Here is a 15,914-nt window from a genome sequence, read left to right as displayed (position 1 = left end):
TGTGCGCGCCTCCTAGGGCGATTTACTCGCCCTAGGAGGCGCGCACCTAGATATCACATTTACAACTAGATTAGGGATATAACCCTTAATCCCTGATCCCCCATCCCCTGAGTAAAGTAAGGAGGTGCTAAGGTTGGCTAGAGTCAGAGTGCGACAACACGTTAATCCACTTAGCAAGCAATATCAGATGCCGGTGAGTCCTCCGGATTGGAATCAAGTTTATGCCCAAACTACTCAACCATTACATCTGGATATTGGCTGTGGGAGAGGGGAATTTTTATTGCAGATGGCAACACAACAACCCCACTGGAATTTTTTGGGGTTAGAAATTCGGGAACCATTGGTACAACAAGCCAACAGTAAGGTGGTAGATTTAGGGTTGAGCAATCTCCTATTTTTGTTCTGTAATGCTAATAGTTCTATAGATTCACTCTTTAGCTCTTGGCACCCTGGTGCCTTGCAGCGCGTCACTATTCAATTTCCTGATCCTTGGTTCAAGAAGCGACAAGCCAAACGACGTATAGTTCAGCCCACCTTGGTTGATAATCTAGGGGCTTATTTGACCAGTGGAGGGGAGGTCTTTCTACAATCCGATGTGGAGGAAGTGGCAGTGGAAATGCGATCGCGCTTCGATGCTCATCCAGTCTTCTACCGGCCAGAGACTGCTTGGCTGCCAACCAACCCCCTGCCAGTGCCTACTGAACGGGAAATTTCCACCCTCGCTCGTGGTGAACCTGTGTACCGAATGTTGTTCTTTCGCCGTGATGATGTTTAAGGAATAGTCAACTACCGCACGCTGAATCATAGATTACAGCGTGGGCTTGAAAGAGTCTGTTGACCAGACGGCTAGTTTTATTATTAGCAGCCGTTAAGACCAAGAGTTAAAATTCCTACCCTGGAGTACGTGCCAGCTCTAGGCTCTAGAAGTAAGTAATTAAACAGGTCATTCGGGAAAGCCAGTGTTACTTACAAAGTACCGAGTCTTAACATCGTCGTTCGCGCAAGCGTGTGCAAAGCACTCGGCAAACTTTACCCTGAAAAGGAGTGTTCAAAGTAATGCGAGTTTTCGTACTAGATAAAGATAAACAACCTTTAGAGCCTTGTCATCCGGCAAGAGCTAGAGAACTACTCAAAAAAAGGAGAGCTAAAGTTTTTAAACGTTATCCATTCACCATTATTCTGCTAGACAGAACAGTTAATAATTCGGTTACCCATCCATATCGAATCAAGATAGATCCTGGTTCAAAAACCACAGGTATTGCCATTGTCCAGGAGTCAACAGGACGAGTAACTAATGCCTTAGAAATTTATCATCGAGGTTTACAGATTAAAAATGCCTTGGAGTCTCGTAGGGCTTTAAGACGTGGACGGCGTAACCGTAAAACTCGTTACCGTAAGCCCAGATTTATTAATCGTATAAAACCGGAAGGATGGCTCCCACCATCGTTAATGAGTCGAATTTTTAATGTTGAGACTTGGGTTAGGCGACTTACTAAGTTATGTCCTGTAACTGCAATTTCTCAAGAGTTAGTCCGCTTTGACACTCAAAAGATGCAAAATCCTGAAATCTCAGGGGTTGAATATCAACGAGGCGAGTTATTTGGTTTTGAGGTCAAAGAATATTTACTAACCAAGTGGGGACGAAATTGTGTGTATTGTGGTGCGGAAAACGTGCCTTTAGAAGTAGATCATATTATTCCCAAATCAAAAGGAGGTAGCAATCGAGTTAGTAATTTAACCTTGGCTTGTCGAAGCTGTAACCAGAAAAAAGGGAACAAATCCATTGAGAAGTTTCTCAAGAAAAAGCCTGATGTACTCAAAAGAGTACTAGCCAAAGCAAAAACCCCACTCAAAGACGCAGCAGCAGTAAATGCAACTCGTTGGGAATTATTCAGAAGACTAAAGCTAACTAGATTACCTGTAGAGACTGGCTCCGGCGGTCTGACTAAGTTTAATCGTAAAACCAGAGGCATTGATAAGACTCATTGGGCAGATGCTGCTTGTGTAGGTCAATCTACTCCTGAAAAACTGTTGCTCAATGGTATCAAGCCTTTAATAGTCAAAGCTAAAGGTCATGGTGTTCGTCAACGATGCAGAACTGACAAATATGGTTTTCCAAAAGCTCATGCATCTAAAGCTAAATTCTTTCGAGGGTTTCAAACAGGAGACATAGTTAAGGCTGATATCCCAAAAGGTAAATACGCTGGGCAATACACAGGACGGATTGCTATTCGTTATCGTCCTAGCTTCATGTTGTCATTACCTAATCAACGCTTTGATGTCCATCCTAAATACTTGCAAACAATCTTTAAGGCTGACGGTTATGAATACCAAGTCAATCAATAAGGATTCGCTACCGCTGGCCGTAGGCCACGCTACGCGAACAATTTATTTGTTGGCGGCAATTCCCCAGACACTGACCCTACGGGTTCAGGTGTCCGCCCCCTTGCCGCATTAATGGTGGAGTAGGAACACTCGTAGCCAAACCGCCTTCTGATTCAATCAGATCAGCGGGCTACTGGTCAGTATGCTCCTGCCCAATTTGCTTCTCCCCTATGGTTCGCTCTACGTAATTAAAGAATGAATAACCATCAAGCTGAGGCAACTCAGGCAGAAATTATGGTTGTGGATGACACACCAACCAATTTGCAGCTGCTATCTTCCATCCTGATTCAGCAAGGCTATCAGGTTAGGAGCATGATCGATGGACTACTTGCCTTGGAATCAGCATTGTGTGATCCACCGGATTTGATTTTACTAGACATTATAATGCCAAAGATCGATGGCTATGACGTCTGTAAACAGCTGAAATCTAATCAAAAAACTCAGGGAGTTCCAGTAATCTTTATCAGTGCTCTGGATGAAACTTGGGACAAGGTGAAAGCCTTTGCTGTTGGTGGTGCTGACTATATCACCAAGCCATTCCAGGTTGAGGAAGTTTTAGCCCGTGTGGAGAATCAATTGACTCTGCACAAGCTACAAACACAACTGATTGAGCAAAATCAACTGCTGCAACAGGAAATTCGCGATCGCATTTCCGCCCAAACTGCTTTAGAAGCCCTCAATCAAGAACTTGAAACCAGAATCCAAGCTCGCACAGTGGAACTAAGAGATTACTTAGAACAGCTACGCAACTTGGAATCGCAATTGCGTCAATCACTGGAGCGTGAAAAAGAAGTCAGTGACCTTAAATCTCGGATTATTTTTACCATATCCCATGAGTACCGTACACCTTTAATGACAATTCTATCCTCTGTGGAACTCCTAGAACAGTACCGTCATAAATTGACTGATTCTCAGCAAGTTAAACATTTTTGGCGGATCCAAGGTGCGGTCAAACATATGACTACCCTAGTCAATGATTTATTATTCATTAATCAAGCAGAATTCGATAAGTTAGAATTTCAACCAGTTGCTTTGAATTTAGTAACATTTTTTCAGGAGTTATTCTGCCCAATTCAATCAAGCCTTGGGGCTAAACATCGGCTACTATTTAGTAGTAAAAGAGACTGGGAGCCAATATTAGGAGACCCCAAAATTATTAGACAAATTCTGAATAACATCATCTCCAATGCCATTAAATATTCTCCCGATGGTGGGACTATTTTAGTACAGCTAAACGGAGATGAAGAGAAAGTAATCTTACAGATAATTGATCAAGGTATTGGCATCCCTAAAGAAGACCAACCAAAATTGTTTGAGTCTTTTAGTCGTGCCAGTAATGTGGGTATAATCCCAGGAACAGGACTAGGGTTATCAATTGTCAAAAGTTGTGTAGACTCACACGGTGGTAAGATTCACGTGGAAAGTGAAGTGGGTGTTGGAACAACCTTTACCATCACCTTGCCCAAGAATTTACCAGAAGAAGACGAATAAGCCGGTCACCTAATTACGCAGCAATTGGTATACAATAATAAATTGTGCCATTATTATAATCCGTCAATGCCTAAACTAAAAAGCCGCAAATCAGCTGCCAAGCGTTTTAGAGCTACTGGCAGTGGTAAAATAAGACGCCGCAAAGCGTTTAAAAATCACTTACTAGAACACAAGACCTCAGAACGGAAGGGGCGCTTGTCTAAACTGACCTTGGTAGACGAACGGGATGCGGATAATGTTCGCCTGATGTTGCCTTATATGTAAATCTTAACAGAAGACCTAAACTGCTAACACTACTAAACTAACATACTAGCTAGAATCAACCATGACACGGGTAAAACGCGGTAATGTCGCTCGTAAGCGGCGCAAAAAAATTCTCAAACTTGCTAAGGGGTTCAGAGGTTCCCACTCGAAACTCTTCCGCATTGCTAACCAACAAGTGATGAAAGCACTGCGCAATGCCTATCGTGATCGCCGCAAGCGCAAGCGGGATTTTCGACGTCTGTGGATTACTCGCATTAACGCAGCAGCACGTCAAAATGGCATTAGCTACAGCCAGCTGATGGGTCAAATGAAAAAAGCCAATATCCAAATTAACCGCAAGATGTTGGCACAGCTGGCAGTTCTGGATCCAGATAGCTTTAACAAAGTGGTGGAGTTAGCGGCTAAAGCTGAGTAAGCATATGCGCTACGCGCACGCTACGCGCGTCTGCGGTCAGCCGTCAGCTTTTGGCCATTCGCGTAGCGTAGCCATAGGCCAAGGCTAATGGCTGATAGCTGAATGCTTAGCAACCTGAGAAACTCTGGTTTTGGGTAAATGGGTAATCCGTAAGGGTAAGGCTTGTTGAGGGTAAAAACCATCTTTGGTTCTTTTGATTATTATAGATTATAAGAATTATCCCATCCAAATTGAATTGGGAGTTAATTGCTATTTAATTGGTATTGTTTTTTCAGGCAAGTCCCTTAAGCAAGACCGATTACCTTACCTTTTTGCGAATTTCGATTCCCCGACCGATGCTTAAGCACAAGTTCTTCAACTTTGGTATGGTCTTCGGATTGACGGCGATGTCTTTTTTGACACCGTTACGGGTTGGGAGTGCTCAACTTGAGGAAATAGAGCAGCGGGGTCAGTTGATTGTTGCTGTCAAAGATAATCTGCGCCCTTTGGGATATAGGGATGCGGATGGCAAGTTACAAGGATTGGAAATTGACTTAGCACGACGTCTAGCAGAAGAACTGTTAGGTAATTCTGATGCGGTGGTGTTGCAGCAGGTGGGAAATCTTGACCGACTGAAGGTGGTTTTGGACGGTGAAGTTGACCTGACAATTGCTAGAGTCACAGCCACAGCACCTCGCCGCCGATTAGTGGATTTTAGTATCCCCTACTACCTGGATGGCACGGGTTTGATTACTAAAGACCCCTTAATTACCAGATTGGGTGATCTCCATAGCAGAACCATCGCCATACTCAATCATTCTAGCACAATTGCTGTCGTGCAGTATGCTTTACCGGAATCTAGGGTGGTGGGAGTAGATTCCTACCAAGAAGCGCGTACGCTTTTAGAAAATGGTAGGGCTGATGCTTTTGCTGCCGATAAGAGCATTCTCAGTGGCTGGGTACAAGACTATCCTGAGTATCGGATGCTACCAGTGTGGCTCTCGGGTGAAGCCTTGTGTGTGGTGATGCCTAAGGGGTTACAATACACCAAGCTAAAGCAGCGCGTGAATCATGCGATCGCACGTTGGCAAGCAGATGGTTGGTTAGCTCAACGAGCTACTGCTTGGGGATTACCATTAAGAAGAAAAACTGTCAAACCTTATGAATGATACACTGCCAACTATTTATCTTTCCGTTTTGCTAGTCCTACTTGCTGGTGTTACTTTCGCGGTGCTGCGCCAAGTTATCAAAACTCGTAGAATTGAAACCACTCTCTCTCGGTTGGAGAAAAAGCTGCAAAAAGACCGGGGGACAGTTATAGAGTATTACGAGTTGGGCAGTATTTATGCGGACAAGAAGCTATTTGGTCAAGCTATCCTGCTATTTCAAAAAGCATTGAAAGGGACTGATGCTGACGAAGAAAACCTTGGTCCTGTCTATAATGCTTTGGGTTTCGCCTATTGTGCTAAAGAACAGTATGATCTGGCTATTCGCCAGTACAAAGAAGCCTTGAAGCAAGAGCCTGGATATGTCACAGCCCTCAACAATCTCGGTCATGTTTACGAGCGCAAGCAATTAACTGCTCAGGCGTTAGAAGCTTATGATGAGGCGCTCAAATATGACCCCAAGAATTCTACCGCTAAGCGTCGAGCAGAATCCCTCCGGAAACGCTTGGTTACACCAGCATAACTGAAGTATTAACGATCAACTATCAAGTAAGCTGTTCAGCTAGGGTGGGCAAAAGGTTGTCACAGATAACCTGAACTTAAGAATCTATCACTTTTGTCCACCTTTGAGCCAAATCGAAAACAGTAGCACCAGCACAAGACAATGCCAGACACACATATTCGCTTTGATTGGGCAATCAAAAAACTGCTGCGGAATAAAGCTAACTTTGGTGTTTTGGAAGGGTTTTTAAGCGAGTTGTTGCATTTCGATATTACCATCAAAACCCTTCTCGAAAGCGAAGCTAATCAAGAGACCCTCGATGATAAAAGCAACCGGGTTGATATTCTCGCTGAAACCACTGATGGCGAGCTCGTCCTGATTGAAGTACAAAACAACCCTCAACACGATTATTTTCACCGTATGCTCTACGGTGCGTCTAAGTTAGTCACCGAATACTTAGATAAAGGTCAAGAGTACGGTCAAATTAAAAAAGTCTACTCAATCAATATAGTCTACTTTAACCTGGGCATGGGAGATGACTATATTTATTCCTATCGGGGAGAGTTCGTTGGAGCTAATCTCGGAGATATCCTACAACCGACAAAAACTCAGGAGTTTAAATTTCATATCAATAAAGTCGCAGATATCTTCCCAGAATACTACCTGCTGAAAGTAAGGAATTTTAAGGATTTAGCGAAAAACCCCTTAGATGAATGGATTTATTTTCTGAAAAACAGCGACATCAAAGCGGAATTTTCGGCCAAAGGCATAGCCGAAGCTAAGGAGGCGCTACGAGTTAATAATTTATCAGAACAAGAACGAGCCGCTTACGAGCGTTATCTCAACAACAAGCGTGACGAAGCCAGTATGCTGAGTACCCAAGAGCTTGAGACTAAATGGCAAGTGGAACAAGCAGAAATCAGAGGTATTGAAAAAGGTATCCAACAAGGGAAACAAGAAGGTATTCAACAAGGAAAAAAAGAAGAAAAAATAGCGATCGCCCGTTCCTGCCGGGAACAAGGTTTAGATGTGGAAACTATTATGAACATCACCCAACTTTCTCGGCAAGAGATTGAATCAATTTAGAATGTAGAATGTAGAATTCAGAATTGATAATTCTACATTCTACATTCTACATTCTTCATTCACCATTCACCATTCACTCTTTCTTCCTTAAGATAACAAGACAATGCCAGACACACATATTCGCTTTGATTGGGCAATCAAAAAACTGCTGCGTAATCAAGCTAACTTTGGTGTTTTGGAAGGGTTTTTAAGCGAGTTGTTGCATTTCGATATTACCATCAAAACCCTTCTCGAAAGCGAAGCTAATCAAGAAACACTCGATGATAAAACCAACCGAGTTGATATTCTCGCTGAAACCACTGATGGTGAGCTGATCCTGATTGAAGTACAAAACAACCCTCAACACGATTATTTTCACCGTATGCTCTACGGTGCGTCTAAGTTAGTCACCGAATACTTAGACAAAGGTGAAGAGTACGGTCAAATTAAAAAAGTCTACTCAATTAATATAGTCTACTTTAACCTGGGAATGGGAGATGACTATATTTATTCCTATCGTGGAGAATTCGTTGGGGCTAATCTGGGGGATATCCTGCAACCGACAAAAACTCAGGAATTTAAATTTCACATCAATAAAGTAGCAGATATCTTCCCAGAATACTACCTGCTGAAAGTAAGGAATTTTAAGGACTTAGCGAAAAACCCCTTAGATGAATGGATTTATTTTCTGAAAAACAGCGACATCAAAGCCGAATTTTCGGCCAAAGGAATAGCCGAAGCCAAGGAGGCGCTACGAGTCACTAATTTATCAGAACAAGAACGAGCCGCTTATGAGCGTTATATCAACAACAAGCGTGACGAAGCTAGTATCCTGAGTACCCAAGAGTTTGAGACTAAATGGCAAGTGGAACAGGCAGAAATTCGAGGTATTGAAAAAGGGATAAAACAAGAAAAAATAGCGATCGCCCGTTCCTGCCGGGAACAAGGTTTAGATGTGGAGACTATTATGAAAATCACCCAACTTTCTCGAGAAGAGATTGAATCAATTGAGAATTGAGAATTGAGAATTGAGAATTATACATTCTCCGTTCTTCATTCTTCATTCTTCATTCTTCATTCTTCATTCTTCATTCTTCATTCTTCCAGCAAGCCATCACAAAACGCCTTCAGTTCCGGATTGACATAACTATTTCTGGAATTACTACGTAAGTAAGCACAACCCCTAGCTAAGAGTCCATCCAGGGTGTCCACCCGCCACAGCTTGATGGTATAACCGTCTATGGTAGCCAGTTGCGTCCCATCTGGGTGGAAAACCAGGCGAGTCCCCTCGAATTGGGCAATTTGCCGACCCGCTAAATCCCACAGGCGCACGGTACGGTCACGTCCAGCGCTAGCGAGCAATTGACCATCAGGGCTAAATTCCACCTGGTCAACTTTACTGTGATTGTCTGTAAATGCTTGGACTTGCCCAGTGTTGACATCCCACAATCTCACGATTCCGTTAACTCCAGCACTAGCTAGCAGCTGACTATCCCAGCTAAATTCCACCTGGTAAACTCTACCCTGATGCCCCTTCAATTCCTCGACTTGCCTAGTTTTGATATTCCAAACCCTCATGATTCCGTCAAGTCCAGCGCTAGCCAGCAGCTGACCATCCCAGCTCAATGCCATCTGCCAAACCCAACCCCGATGCGCCTTCAAGTCCTGGACTTGCCCAGTGTTGAGATCCCAAACCCTTACGATTCCGTCAAGTCCAGCGCTAGCCAGCAGCTGACCATCCCGGCTGAATTGCAACTGCTGAACTAAACCCCGATGCCCCTTCAATTTTTGGACTTGCCCAGTGTTGATATCCCACAATCTGACGATTCCGTCAACTGCAGCGCTAGCTAGCAACTGACCATCCCAGCTCAATGCCATCGGCCAAACCCAACCCCAATGCGCCTTCAATTCTTGTTGGACTTGCCCAGTGTTGATATCCCACAATCTGACGATTCCGTCACCTCCAGCGCTAGCCAGATGCTGACCATCCCGCCTAAATGCCACCTGCTTAACCCTACCCTGATGCTTCACAAGTCTAGGCTCCTGAATCTGGTCAAGAATCCGTTGTAAAGCAAGTATTGGACTAGCACCAGGATAGTCTTTCAAGGGAGTATTTTTCGTGACCATTGCTTTCAATGTTTTCCCGGTCTCCATAGCTGCTAGTAAGGCATCAAACGGGCTATCCTTAAATTTATCAAGATGTGTAACTCCTGCTCGTTCTAGTTTTTCTACTTCTTGCTTCCTTTGCTCTAAAATCCGCTTTTTTTTATCAACTTTATTCCGAATCGGACCTACTAAATAATCATGAACCAACTGATAGCAATCTTCCGTTCCTGGTTGAATTTGAAACACTAAACCAGAGCCTACTATAATCTCCAAAATCAGGCTGATATCCTCTGGAGGTAAAGTTAATACACTAGCTAATTCAGTCTCGGTTCTTAAGGGTCTCAGTTGCTTGTCATTGGTCAATAAAAACAACAATTTCCAGGTATTTTCTCGGTGTTTTGCTCCACAATCAGTAACCACAGCCTCCAGATAACGCTCTACTAGTTTTTCCTTATCGCTACCTTGCTTATACCTCTCCAAGGTGACAATTTCCTCGGTTTCTAATTGTGCTCCCACTACCTGCAACTCAATCGGACGCACTTCTCCCGTTTCTGCTGCTAAATCTTTGACCAATTGCTCAATTAACTCTGGTTCTAAGGAAAACTTAGCTTGCTCCGTTAACCGTTCAATCACTCTTTTGGCCTGGGATTGAGTAAAATTTCCTAAGTAATAGATAACATCCTTGCTGAGAATATCATTATTGACGACATCTAAACTAATTAGGCGGTCATTACACTCTAATAAATAATAGATATAATCTTCTCGCAAGGCCAGAATTACCTTCACGGCCTCAAGGGTTAGACAGTCCTTTAAGAATTGATAAAAAACTCGCCGTTGCTGTGGCTGAGGATACTGAAATAAAAATTCTTCAAACTGGTCGAAAATTAGAACCGTCAGTCGATTAGTGTCACCATTTTGTCGCAGCTGGTGGAGAATTTTACCCAGAATTTCTTTTCCATCTCCCCCCTGGTCTGTTCCAATTATCCTTTTAGCCAAGCTATGCTGCCACCGTTTATAAACTGTCAGCAACACTGGCTCCACATCCCGAGCGGCAATAATCTCTTGCTGTAATCTAGGAATTAAACCAGACTGAAGTAGAAAACTTTTACCGACACCGGAGGAGCCACAAATTACCGTTAGTTTGTGGTCTTTGCGAGCAATACGCTCAACTAAGTCATTAATCGCTTGCTCTCGACCAGAGGCAGCAATGGGATCAGCCACAATTCGCTGCTTTTCCTCTACCGTTGCCTGAGTATCCCTAATTCGTTGGTTGAGGGACAATCGACTAGGTCCGAGAAATGCCCGAAACCGGAACTGATACTCGATGGATTGCTGGTATGCCTTAACTGAGAAGGCTCTTTGATACTCCCCTTGGTCAAAGTAGAGCTGTCGCAATTCTGCCAGAATTTTAATATATAGATAAGGATTAAAGTTAGGTAGGGTTTGCTCTTTGGCAAGCTCAAGATGGGCAATCGCGTCCTCGGGTAGACTGAGATGCTTGTAGGCTCTGCCTAAGGATAAGCGATACCAACCTTGATGAAGTCCCCACGCCCAGTCCAACTGCTCCCGAGTCAGGTCACCAGGGAGTTGAACAGAATTCTTGGCCTTGGTAAGGATGTCCAGTGCTTTAGTTGCCAAGTCCTTGACCCAATGCCATTGGGAGCGAGCGATGGCGACTTCTGCGGCTAGAATGCCGTAATCATGGGCAAGCCAGACCGGGTTGGGATATTGTTGATGGAGGGTTAAGGCTTTTTTACCTAACTGCTCCAACTCATCCCATCGCCCTAGTCTTTGTAGAATTTCTCCCAAGGTATTGATAAACTTAGCCACTAAGTCGGGACGCTGGGCTTGCTCAAAGCAGTCATGCGATCGCACAAAATATTCCCTAGCCCGTAGGCAATGTTGCTTATGCTGATTCCGGTTTTGATCGGCATAGGTACGGTACAATTGCCCCATATGGAAAAGAACACATCCGTATCGGATTAGATATTCGCGGTCGGCAGAGCGGGAAGAGGGGTAAGCTCGCAGAAGACGTTCCCACAGGTCTATACTTCGTTGATAATGCTCTTGGGACTGCTTGAGATCATCGGGAATTCCTCGACCTAAAATAAATTCCACACTAGCTTCTAAGTCTAGCGCTAATTCTACCTGCCGATGTTGCAAGTCTTGCCAAGCTTGGCGTAAGTCAGCCAGCTGCTGGTTACTGAGATTATGTTTATGGTTAAGAACCTCAGCAGCTCCAGCGGCTAAGACTTGAGCAAACCCAAGATCAGTAACCTGTTGGATAAATTCGATTACGTCAGCGGTAGAGATTTGAAAGTCCAGGGGTGAACCGGTTCCCCAACTGGCCAAATCCCTGGCGGAGTGCAGGAATTGGGAATAGACTCGATCATCTACCCAAAATAAAACCGGGACATGGAACTGTTTCCGAAACTCTTCCCGGACTCGATTGGCTAATCTGAGCAGTTGCTCAAGGTTTCTGACCACCTCAAAGCCATAAACCATAATCCCTTGGGGCGGTTGTTGTGCCAGTTGGGATTGAATGTGGCTGTATATAGTCCTGTAGAGCTGAGTGACCTCCGGAGTTAGCCCAATCGGGAGAATCTCTACGGAACAAACCTCGGCCAGCTGTTGAATCAACTGGTCTCGCCACTGGGTATAATTACAATGGGCAAAGATTAAGGAAAATTCCTTTTCACCGGCTCCCATTTCCATTGCCCAAGCCAGCTGCTTCAATAGCTGTTGATGATCATCCTGTGGCTGACGATTAGTCATTGAGTTATGGCAATGGGTGTAATGGTGTTTCCAAATTCAACGAAGCAATAATTGCTAATATCAATCTCAAAGCGCATTCTTGCTAACCCAATTCCCAATTCCCGATTCCCGATTCCCGATTCCCGATTCCCGATTCCCAATTCCCGATTCCCGATTCCCAATTCCCGATTCCCGATTCCCGATTCCCGATTCCCGATTCCCGATTCCCTGTTCCCTCAGCTATAACTTGCCCGTTTCTACCAGAATCGGATTGACTGTAAACCAAGACCCTTGAGCGTCATAGTATTCATACACAAATAGACTACGCACCAGCACCCGATAATGGTCGTCACCACTTACTTCTTGGCTCTGATGCACCTGACGCAATAATTCCCACTCCTTTTCATCAATCGCTAATCTGATTTTATTACAGCGACTACGAATAACCTGGTCTAACCCTGCTCGGGATAGCGGTAACTTGCCTTCCACCATAATCCAATCCCGAATCATTGCCAGTAACTCCCGCACATGACCACCACTGATAGAACAGAGTCTGTCCAGGGTTTCCGGTGCATCAAACACTTCCGGAATCTTCTGCAACCGTTGCGCTGATGCTAGCTTAGGAAAAGCTCTAGCCATTACCATGGCTCTGAGCCTTGCCATTCCTTCCTCACATTCCTTACCATTCCGTTGCGTCACTGGCACCATTGGCAACACCTTCGGCTCAACCCCGAAACGATTGGTAAGCCGGACGATATCATTACAAAATCGTAGCCCTAGGGGCATCGTATATATAACATGACAGTTGAGTTGGCGCAACTGTTCTCCCCGGTCTACAAATAAATATTCCGGTTGTGGTCTGCCCCAAGGCTTGGGCACAATTTCCACCCGGTCAAGGTTATCCACGATTACCACTAGTCCCCGTTTTCCCTGGTGTTGGAGTTGAGCGATCGCAGGCTCAATCAACTCGGTATTAATAACATCAATAATCGTTTTGGTACGAGGTTCGATATAATCCCGCAACCGATTACGCAAGGTAGGGCTATTTTTGGTTTTCGTGGTAATTTTGGCAATCCCTGCCGATAAGGAATACTCTCCCTGTTTTTCCTTGACCCCAAACTCACCAACCTTGGGAACCTTAACCTCAACCCCAGTTACATCGGAACCCAACAATGTGGTAATTTCCTGTAGGAAAGCTTTAAAGCCTTGTAGCGGTAACTTAACCTGGCTAGCTTCCAAACTTTCACTGACCTGGCGAGCAATAACTAATAAAATATCCCCCACATCCACATCATTCATTTCCAAGTCTTGATCCGACTCGAAGTAAACCACATGAAAGTTTTCTGCTAGCAACTCAGCCTTGAGTCGAGATAATTCCGTAGACTTCCCACAACCAATATGTCCGGTAAATAATTGACAGGTGGGCTGGTCTTCGGAGAATAGAGTAATTTGCGCTTTCAGTTGCTGAATCAGTGCTCCCCCCCGGACAGAAGAAAAATCGATATAGAGCTTCTGGTCTTCTGGCTGGGTTAGATCAAGGGTTTTGCTGGGGTTAGTGGCTTTGTAAAACTCGGTGAAATTTAGAGTCATCAGGTGTGGGGTGTGGGGTGTGGGGTGTCAGCTCATCAAGGGTTCAAGACTGTATATGTATCATTAGTAATGCTGCGAGTTCTAATTCGTTTTTGGGTACACTAATAGGTTATTTTTGTCTATAGTAATCCATTGCACTAAGGGTAGGCTAATTTAGGCAAGTGCGATCGCATCAGCCTGTGAGCCTGGTGATTGAGCCTGTGAGCCTGATCAGCCAAAGTGATCCCACTAGCTTAATGACTTGGAGGATAAAATGTAAGCATTCAGCTATCAGCTATCAGCTATCAGCTAATGCGCTACTTGAGGTGCTTTTGAATAAAATAACCACCTCAAGCAGCGTGAGCCTTGGCCTTGGCCATAGGCCAAGCTTTCGGCAAAGCCGACGCTTCGCAAACGCGAATGGCTGACGGCTGACGGCTGACGGCTGAATGCTTACGATAAAATTTATGGCAAGCCTTAATCTCAAAGAAGAAGCACGTAGATTAATCGATAAATTACCAGAAGATTTTAGCTGGGCAGACCTAATACAGGAAATTCACCTCCGCCAAGATGTTAAAACTCAACCTGCTGACAGCACAGAAGCTCGAAAGATACCTGTAGTAACAGCTATCTTCGATGGTGAGGTTTTACGGTTAGACAGAACTGTTAATCTCGAACCCGGCAAGCGCTATGCGATTGCTATTGAGACAGAAGTGACAACAGTTACTAGCCAAAATGCCTGGGATGTGTTATAAGGATTTGCCGGAACAGTTGAAGCACCATCAGACTGGGCTATGGAACATGACCATTATTTGTATGGAACGCCTTGTTCAAGCTGGTTATCGAGCTTTGATGCTTGATAAGTAAAAAACTATAGCACTAAGGGTAGCTACCTGTAGGGTGGGCAAAACCTTGCCCACCCTACCCATGGATTCTGTGGGTAAGTCCTGAGTAAAAAACTATAGCACTAAGGGTAGGCTAATTTAAGTAAGTGCGATCGCATCAGCCTCTGAACCTCGTGAACGAACCTCTGAACCTCCTGAGTGTAAAAAAATACTAATTAAAGTCCGGTGGGCAAAGTATTCTACTATATAGGGTTTCTCATACCTATGAACTACAGAGGATTTTTTCCCTCTCCCCACACCTCCCACACTTCCCACCCTCCCCACACTCTTATGCATAATTTCATTCCTCCGGAACGATTTTTCCCTTATCTGACCTGGACTGATATCGAACAGATGCCAGACAAAGAAAATGTTGTGATTATTCAGCCGGTCGCTTCCATTGAGCAGCATGGCCCCCATTTACCGCTGATTGTAGATGCGGCGATTGGGGTGGGAGTCTTGGGCAAAGCCTTAGGCTGCTTAGACCCAGAAATCCCGGCTTATGCCTTACCTCCCCTTTATTACGGCAAATCCAATGAGCATTGGCATTTTCCTGGCACCATTACCCTTAGTGCTCAAACCTTACTAGCGGTGCTGATGGAAATGGCTGATAGTATCTATCGGTGTGGGTTTCGGAAGTTAGTACTGATGAATTCCCATGGCGGACAACCCCAAGTGATGGAAATTGCAGCACGGGATATTCACCACAAGCATGAAGATTTTATGGTATTTCCCTTGTTTACCTGGGGCGTGCCTAACATGGCCAAGGAATTAGCTACCCAGAAAGAATTAGAATTAGGGATTCATGGGGGGGATTTAGAAACTAGTCTCATGCTCTGTCTACTCCCCGGTCAAGTGAAAATGGATCGGGCAGTAAAGGAATATCCCCAGGGATTGCCCGAAGATAGTCTATTGAGTATGGAAGGAAATTTGTCCTTTGCTTGGCTGACCAAGGGGCTGACTCAGAGTGGAGTACTCGGGGATGCCACAGCAGCAAGTGAGGAAAAAGGCGATCGCTTATTAGCCTCTCTTTGTGATGGTTGGGTAAACGTGATTCGCGATATCTATCGGTTTCAGCAGCCTGATGTTACGAAGAGGTGATGGTTTAGGGAATCGGGAATCGGGAATCGGGAATCGGAAGTGTGGGGAGGGTGGGCAGGGTGGGAAGTGTGGGGAGAAGGGGAGGTAAGAAGAGTGTGGGAATAGGCAAGAGGCAACAGGCAACAGGCAAGGGTGCGCCCTTGTGCCATAGTGCTGTATCGCTTTTATGATCATGTTTTCATCTATTTTTCTTCTGCCCTGAGCCGAAGCTCCCCGTTGGGAAGTTGCCCACA

17 protein-coding genes are annotated in these 15,914 nt (G+C 44.7%); 12 read left to right on the top strand and 5 right to left on the bottom strand.

All coding sequences use genetic code 11. The annotated features are described in order from the left end of the window. Positions 1-133 precede the first annotated feature (133 nt). The 5 genes from trmB (at position 134) to rplT (ending at position 4,555) form a co-directional block, all read left to right on the top strand. The gene (gene trmB, locus F6K64_RS20545) at positions 134-775 is read left to right on the top strand and encodes a tRNA (guanosine(46)-N7)-methyltransferase TrmB (RefSeq protein WP_044493866.1); all 642 of its coding nucleotides are present in this window, start codon (positions 134-136) and stop codon (positions 773-775) included. A gap of 281 nt (positions 776-1,056) precedes the next feature. Beyond that, positions 1,057-2,346, top strand: coding sequence for an RNA-guided endonuclease IscB (gene iscB, locus F6K64_RS20540; RefSeq protein ID WP_008186580.1), 1,290 nt, complete (start codon positions 1,057-1,059; stop codon positions 2,344-2,346). A 234-nt stretch (positions 2,347-2,580) separates the two neighbouring features. Next, positions 2,581-3,876, top strand: a complete 1,296-nt coding sequence (locus F6K64_RS20535; RefSeq protein WP_008186582.1) for an ATP-binding response regulator — start codon at positions 2,581-2,583, stop codon at positions 3,874-3,876. 66 nt (positions 3,877-3,942) lie between these two features. After that, positions 3,943-4,140 carry a 50S ribosomal protein L35 gene (gene rpmI, locus F6K64_RS20530; RefSeq protein ID WP_008186584.1) on the top strand — a complete coding sequence of 66 codons (198 nt, stop codon included), beginning with the start codon at positions 3,943-3,945 and terminating at the stop codon, positions 4,138-4,140. A gap of 61 nt (positions 4,141-4,201) precedes the next feature. Then, a complete protein-coding gene (gene rplT / locus F6K64_RS20525) occupies positions 4,202-4,555 on the top strand; it encodes a 50S ribosomal protein L20 (protein WP_008186586.1) in 354 nt (117 codons plus the stop codon). Positions 4,556-4,575: 20 nt separating this feature from the next. Here the strand turns inward: rplT and F6K64_RS20520 are convergent, their stop codons facing one another. After that, positions 4,576-4,737 (bottom strand): hypothetical protein, encoded by a 162-nt coding sequence (locus tag F6K64_RS20520; protein ID WP_287253670.1) that lies wholly within the window; start codon positions 4,735-4,737, stop codon positions 4,576-4,578. 153 nt (positions 4,738-4,890) lie between these two features. On the opposite strand from F6K64_RS20520, the gene F6K64_RS20515 reads away from it, so the two are divergent. From F6K64_RS20515 to F6K64_RS20500, 4 genes are all read left to right on the top strand, one after another. Next, positions 4,891-5,703 (top strand): transporter substrate-binding domain-containing protein, encoded by an 813-nt coding sequence (locus tag F6K64_RS20515; protein ID WP_008186587.1) that lies wholly within the window; start codon positions 4,891-4,893, stop codon positions 5,701-5,703. Further along, positions 5,696-6,223, top strand: coding sequence for a tetratricopeptide repeat protein (locus tag F6K64_RS20510; RefSeq protein ID WP_008186589.1), 528 nt, complete (start codon positions 5,696-5,698; stop codon positions 6,221-6,223). The genes F6K64_RS20515 and F6K64_RS20510 overlap by 8 nt, the downstream gene beginning before the upstream one ends. Positions 6,224-6,364: 141 nt before the next feature. After that, entirely contained in the window at positions 6,365-7,288 is a 924-nt protein-coding gene (locus F6K64_RS20505; protein ID WP_287266212.1) for an Rpn family recombination-promoting nuclease/putative transposase, read from the top strand. Positions 7,289-7,391: 103 nt separating this feature from the next. Further along, a complete protein-coding gene (locus F6K64_RS20500; protein ID WP_287266209.1) occupies positions 7,392-8,285 on the top strand; it encodes an Rpn family recombination-promoting nuclease/putative transposase in 894 nt (297 codons plus the stop codon). Positions 8,286-8,362: 77 nt separating this feature from the next. Here the strand turns inward: F6K64_RS20500 and F6K64_RS20495 are convergent, their stop codons facing one another. After that, a complete protein-coding gene (locus F6K64_RS20495; RefSeq protein ID WP_008186595.1) occupies positions 8,363-12,148 on the bottom strand; it encodes an nSTAND1 domain-containing NTPase in 3,786 nt (1,261 codons plus the stop codon). A 51-nt stretch (positions 12,149-12,199) separates the two neighbouring features. Here F6K64_RS20495 and F6K64_RS20490 point away from each other — a divergent pair, with 51 nt between their 5' ends. Next, positions 12,200-12,373, top strand: coding sequence for a hypothetical protein (locus F6K64_RS20490; RefSeq protein ID WP_154659850.1), 174 nt, complete (start codon positions 12,200-12,202; stop codon positions 12,371-12,373). On the opposite strand, the gene F6K64_RS20485 is transcribed toward F6K64_RS20490, so the two are convergent. Continuing rightward, on the bottom strand, positions 12,368-13,717 hold the full coding sequence (locus F6K64_RS20485) for a P-loop NTPase fold protein (protein WP_287266208.1): 1,350 nt from the start codon (positions 13,715-13,717) through the stop codon (positions 12,368-12,370). The two genes, F6K64_RS20490 and F6K64_RS20485, sit on opposite strands and share 6 nt — an antisense overlap. 428 nt (positions 13,718-14,145) lie before the next feature. On the opposite strand from F6K64_RS20485, the gene F6K64_RS20480 reads away from it, so the two are divergent. Further along, positions 14,146-14,451, top strand: a complete 306-nt coding sequence (locus tag F6K64_RS20480) for a hypothetical protein (protein ID WP_287266207.1) — start codon at positions 14,146-14,148, stop codon at positions 14,449-14,451. Positions 14,452-14,679: 228 nt separating this feature from the next. On the opposite strand, the gene F6K64_RS20475 is transcribed toward F6K64_RS20480, so the two are convergent. Next, entirely contained in the window at positions 14,680-14,877 is a 198-nt protein-coding gene (locus F6K64_RS20475; RefSeq protein WP_131827281.1) for a hypothetical protein, read from the bottom strand. Here F6K64_RS20475 and F6K64_RS20470 point away from each other — a divergent pair. Continuing rightward, on the top strand, positions 14,872-15,681 hold the full coding sequence (locus F6K64_RS20470; RefSeq protein WP_008186603.1) for a creatininase family protein: 810 nt from the start codon (positions 14,872-14,874) through the stop codon (positions 15,679-15,681). The two genes, F6K64_RS20475 and F6K64_RS20470, sit on opposite strands and share 6 nt — an antisense overlap. Here F6K64_RS20470 and F6K64_RS20465 read toward each other — a convergent pair. Next, positions 15,654-15,830 (bottom strand): hypothetical protein, encoded by a 177-nt coding sequence (locus tag F6K64_RS20465; protein WP_287266205.1) that lies wholly within the window; start codon positions 15,828-15,830, stop codon positions 15,654-15,656. The two genes, F6K64_RS20470 and F6K64_RS20465, sit on opposite strands and share 28 nt — an antisense overlap. Positions 15,831-15,914: the final 84 nt, after the last annotated feature.

Source organism: Moorena sp. SIO3A2 (assembly GCF_010672265.1).
GTDB classification, from domain to species: Bacteria; Cyanobacteriota; Cyanobacteriia; order Cyanobacteriales; family Coleofasciculaceae; genus Moorena; species Moorena producens.
This window is presented reverse-complemented; position numbering and strand designations above follow the sequence as displayed.

Bases quoted from the DNA above. Each gene is read 5' to 3' on its own strand.
- iscB (WP_008186580.1), top strand. From the start codon at position 1,057: ATGCGAGTTTTCGTACTAGATAAAGATAAACAACCTTTAGAGCCTTGT.
- F6K64_RS20535 (WP_008186582.1), top strand. From the start codon at position 2,581: ATGAATAACCATCAAGCTGAGGCAACTCAGGCAGAAATTATGGTTGTG.
- rpmI (WP_008186584.1), top strand. From the start codon at position 3,943: ATGCCTAAACTAAAAAGCCGCAAATCAGCTGCCAAGCGTTTTAGAGCT.
- rplT (WP_008186586.1), top strand. From the start codon at position 4,202: ATGACACGGGTAAAACGCGGTAATGTCGCTCGTAAGCGGCGCAAAAAA.
- F6K64_RS20520 (WP_287253670.1), bottom strand. From the start codon at position 4,737: ATGGTTTTTACCCTCAACAAGCCTTACCCTTACGGATTACCCATTTAC.
- F6K64_RS20515 (WP_008186587.1), top strand. From the start codon at position 4,891: ATGCTTAAGCACAAGTTCTTCAACTTTGGTATGGTCTTCGGATTGACG.
- F6K64_RS20510 (WP_008186589.1), top strand. From the start codon at position 5,696: ATGAATGATACACTGCCAACTATTTATCTTTCCGTTTTGCTAGTCCTA.
- F6K64_RS20505 (WP_287266212.1), top strand. From the start codon at position 6,365: ATGCCAGACACACATATTCGCTTTGATTGGGCAATCAAAAAACTGCTG.
- F6K64_RS20500 (WP_287266209.1), top strand. From the start codon at position 7,392: ATGCCAGACACACATATTCGCTTTGATTGGGCAATCAAAAAACTGCTG.
- F6K64_RS20495 (WP_008186595.1), bottom strand. From the start codon at position 12,148: ATGACTAATCGTCAGCCACAGGATGATCATCAACAGCTATTGAAGCAG.
- F6K64_RS20485 (WP_287266208.1), bottom strand. From the start codon at position 13,717: ATGACTCTAAATTTCACCGAGTTTTACAAAGCCACTAACCCCAGCAAA.
- F6K64_RS20480 (WP_287266207.1), top strand. From the start codon at position 14,146: ATGCTTACGATAAAATTTATGGCAAGCCTTAATCTCAAAGAAGAAGCA.
- F6K64_RS20470 (WP_008186603.1), top strand. From the start codon at position 14,872: ATGCATAATTTCATTCCTCCGGAACGATTTTTCCCTTATCTGACCTGG.
- F6K64_RS20475 (WP_131827281.1), bottom strand. From the start codon at position 14,877: ATGCATAAGAGTGTGGGGAGGGTGGGAAGTGTGGGAGGTGTGGGGAGA.
- F6K64_RS20465 (WP_287266205.1), bottom strand. From the start codon at position 15,830: ATGGCACAAGGGCGCACCCTTGCCTGTTGCCTGTTGCCTCTTGCCTAT.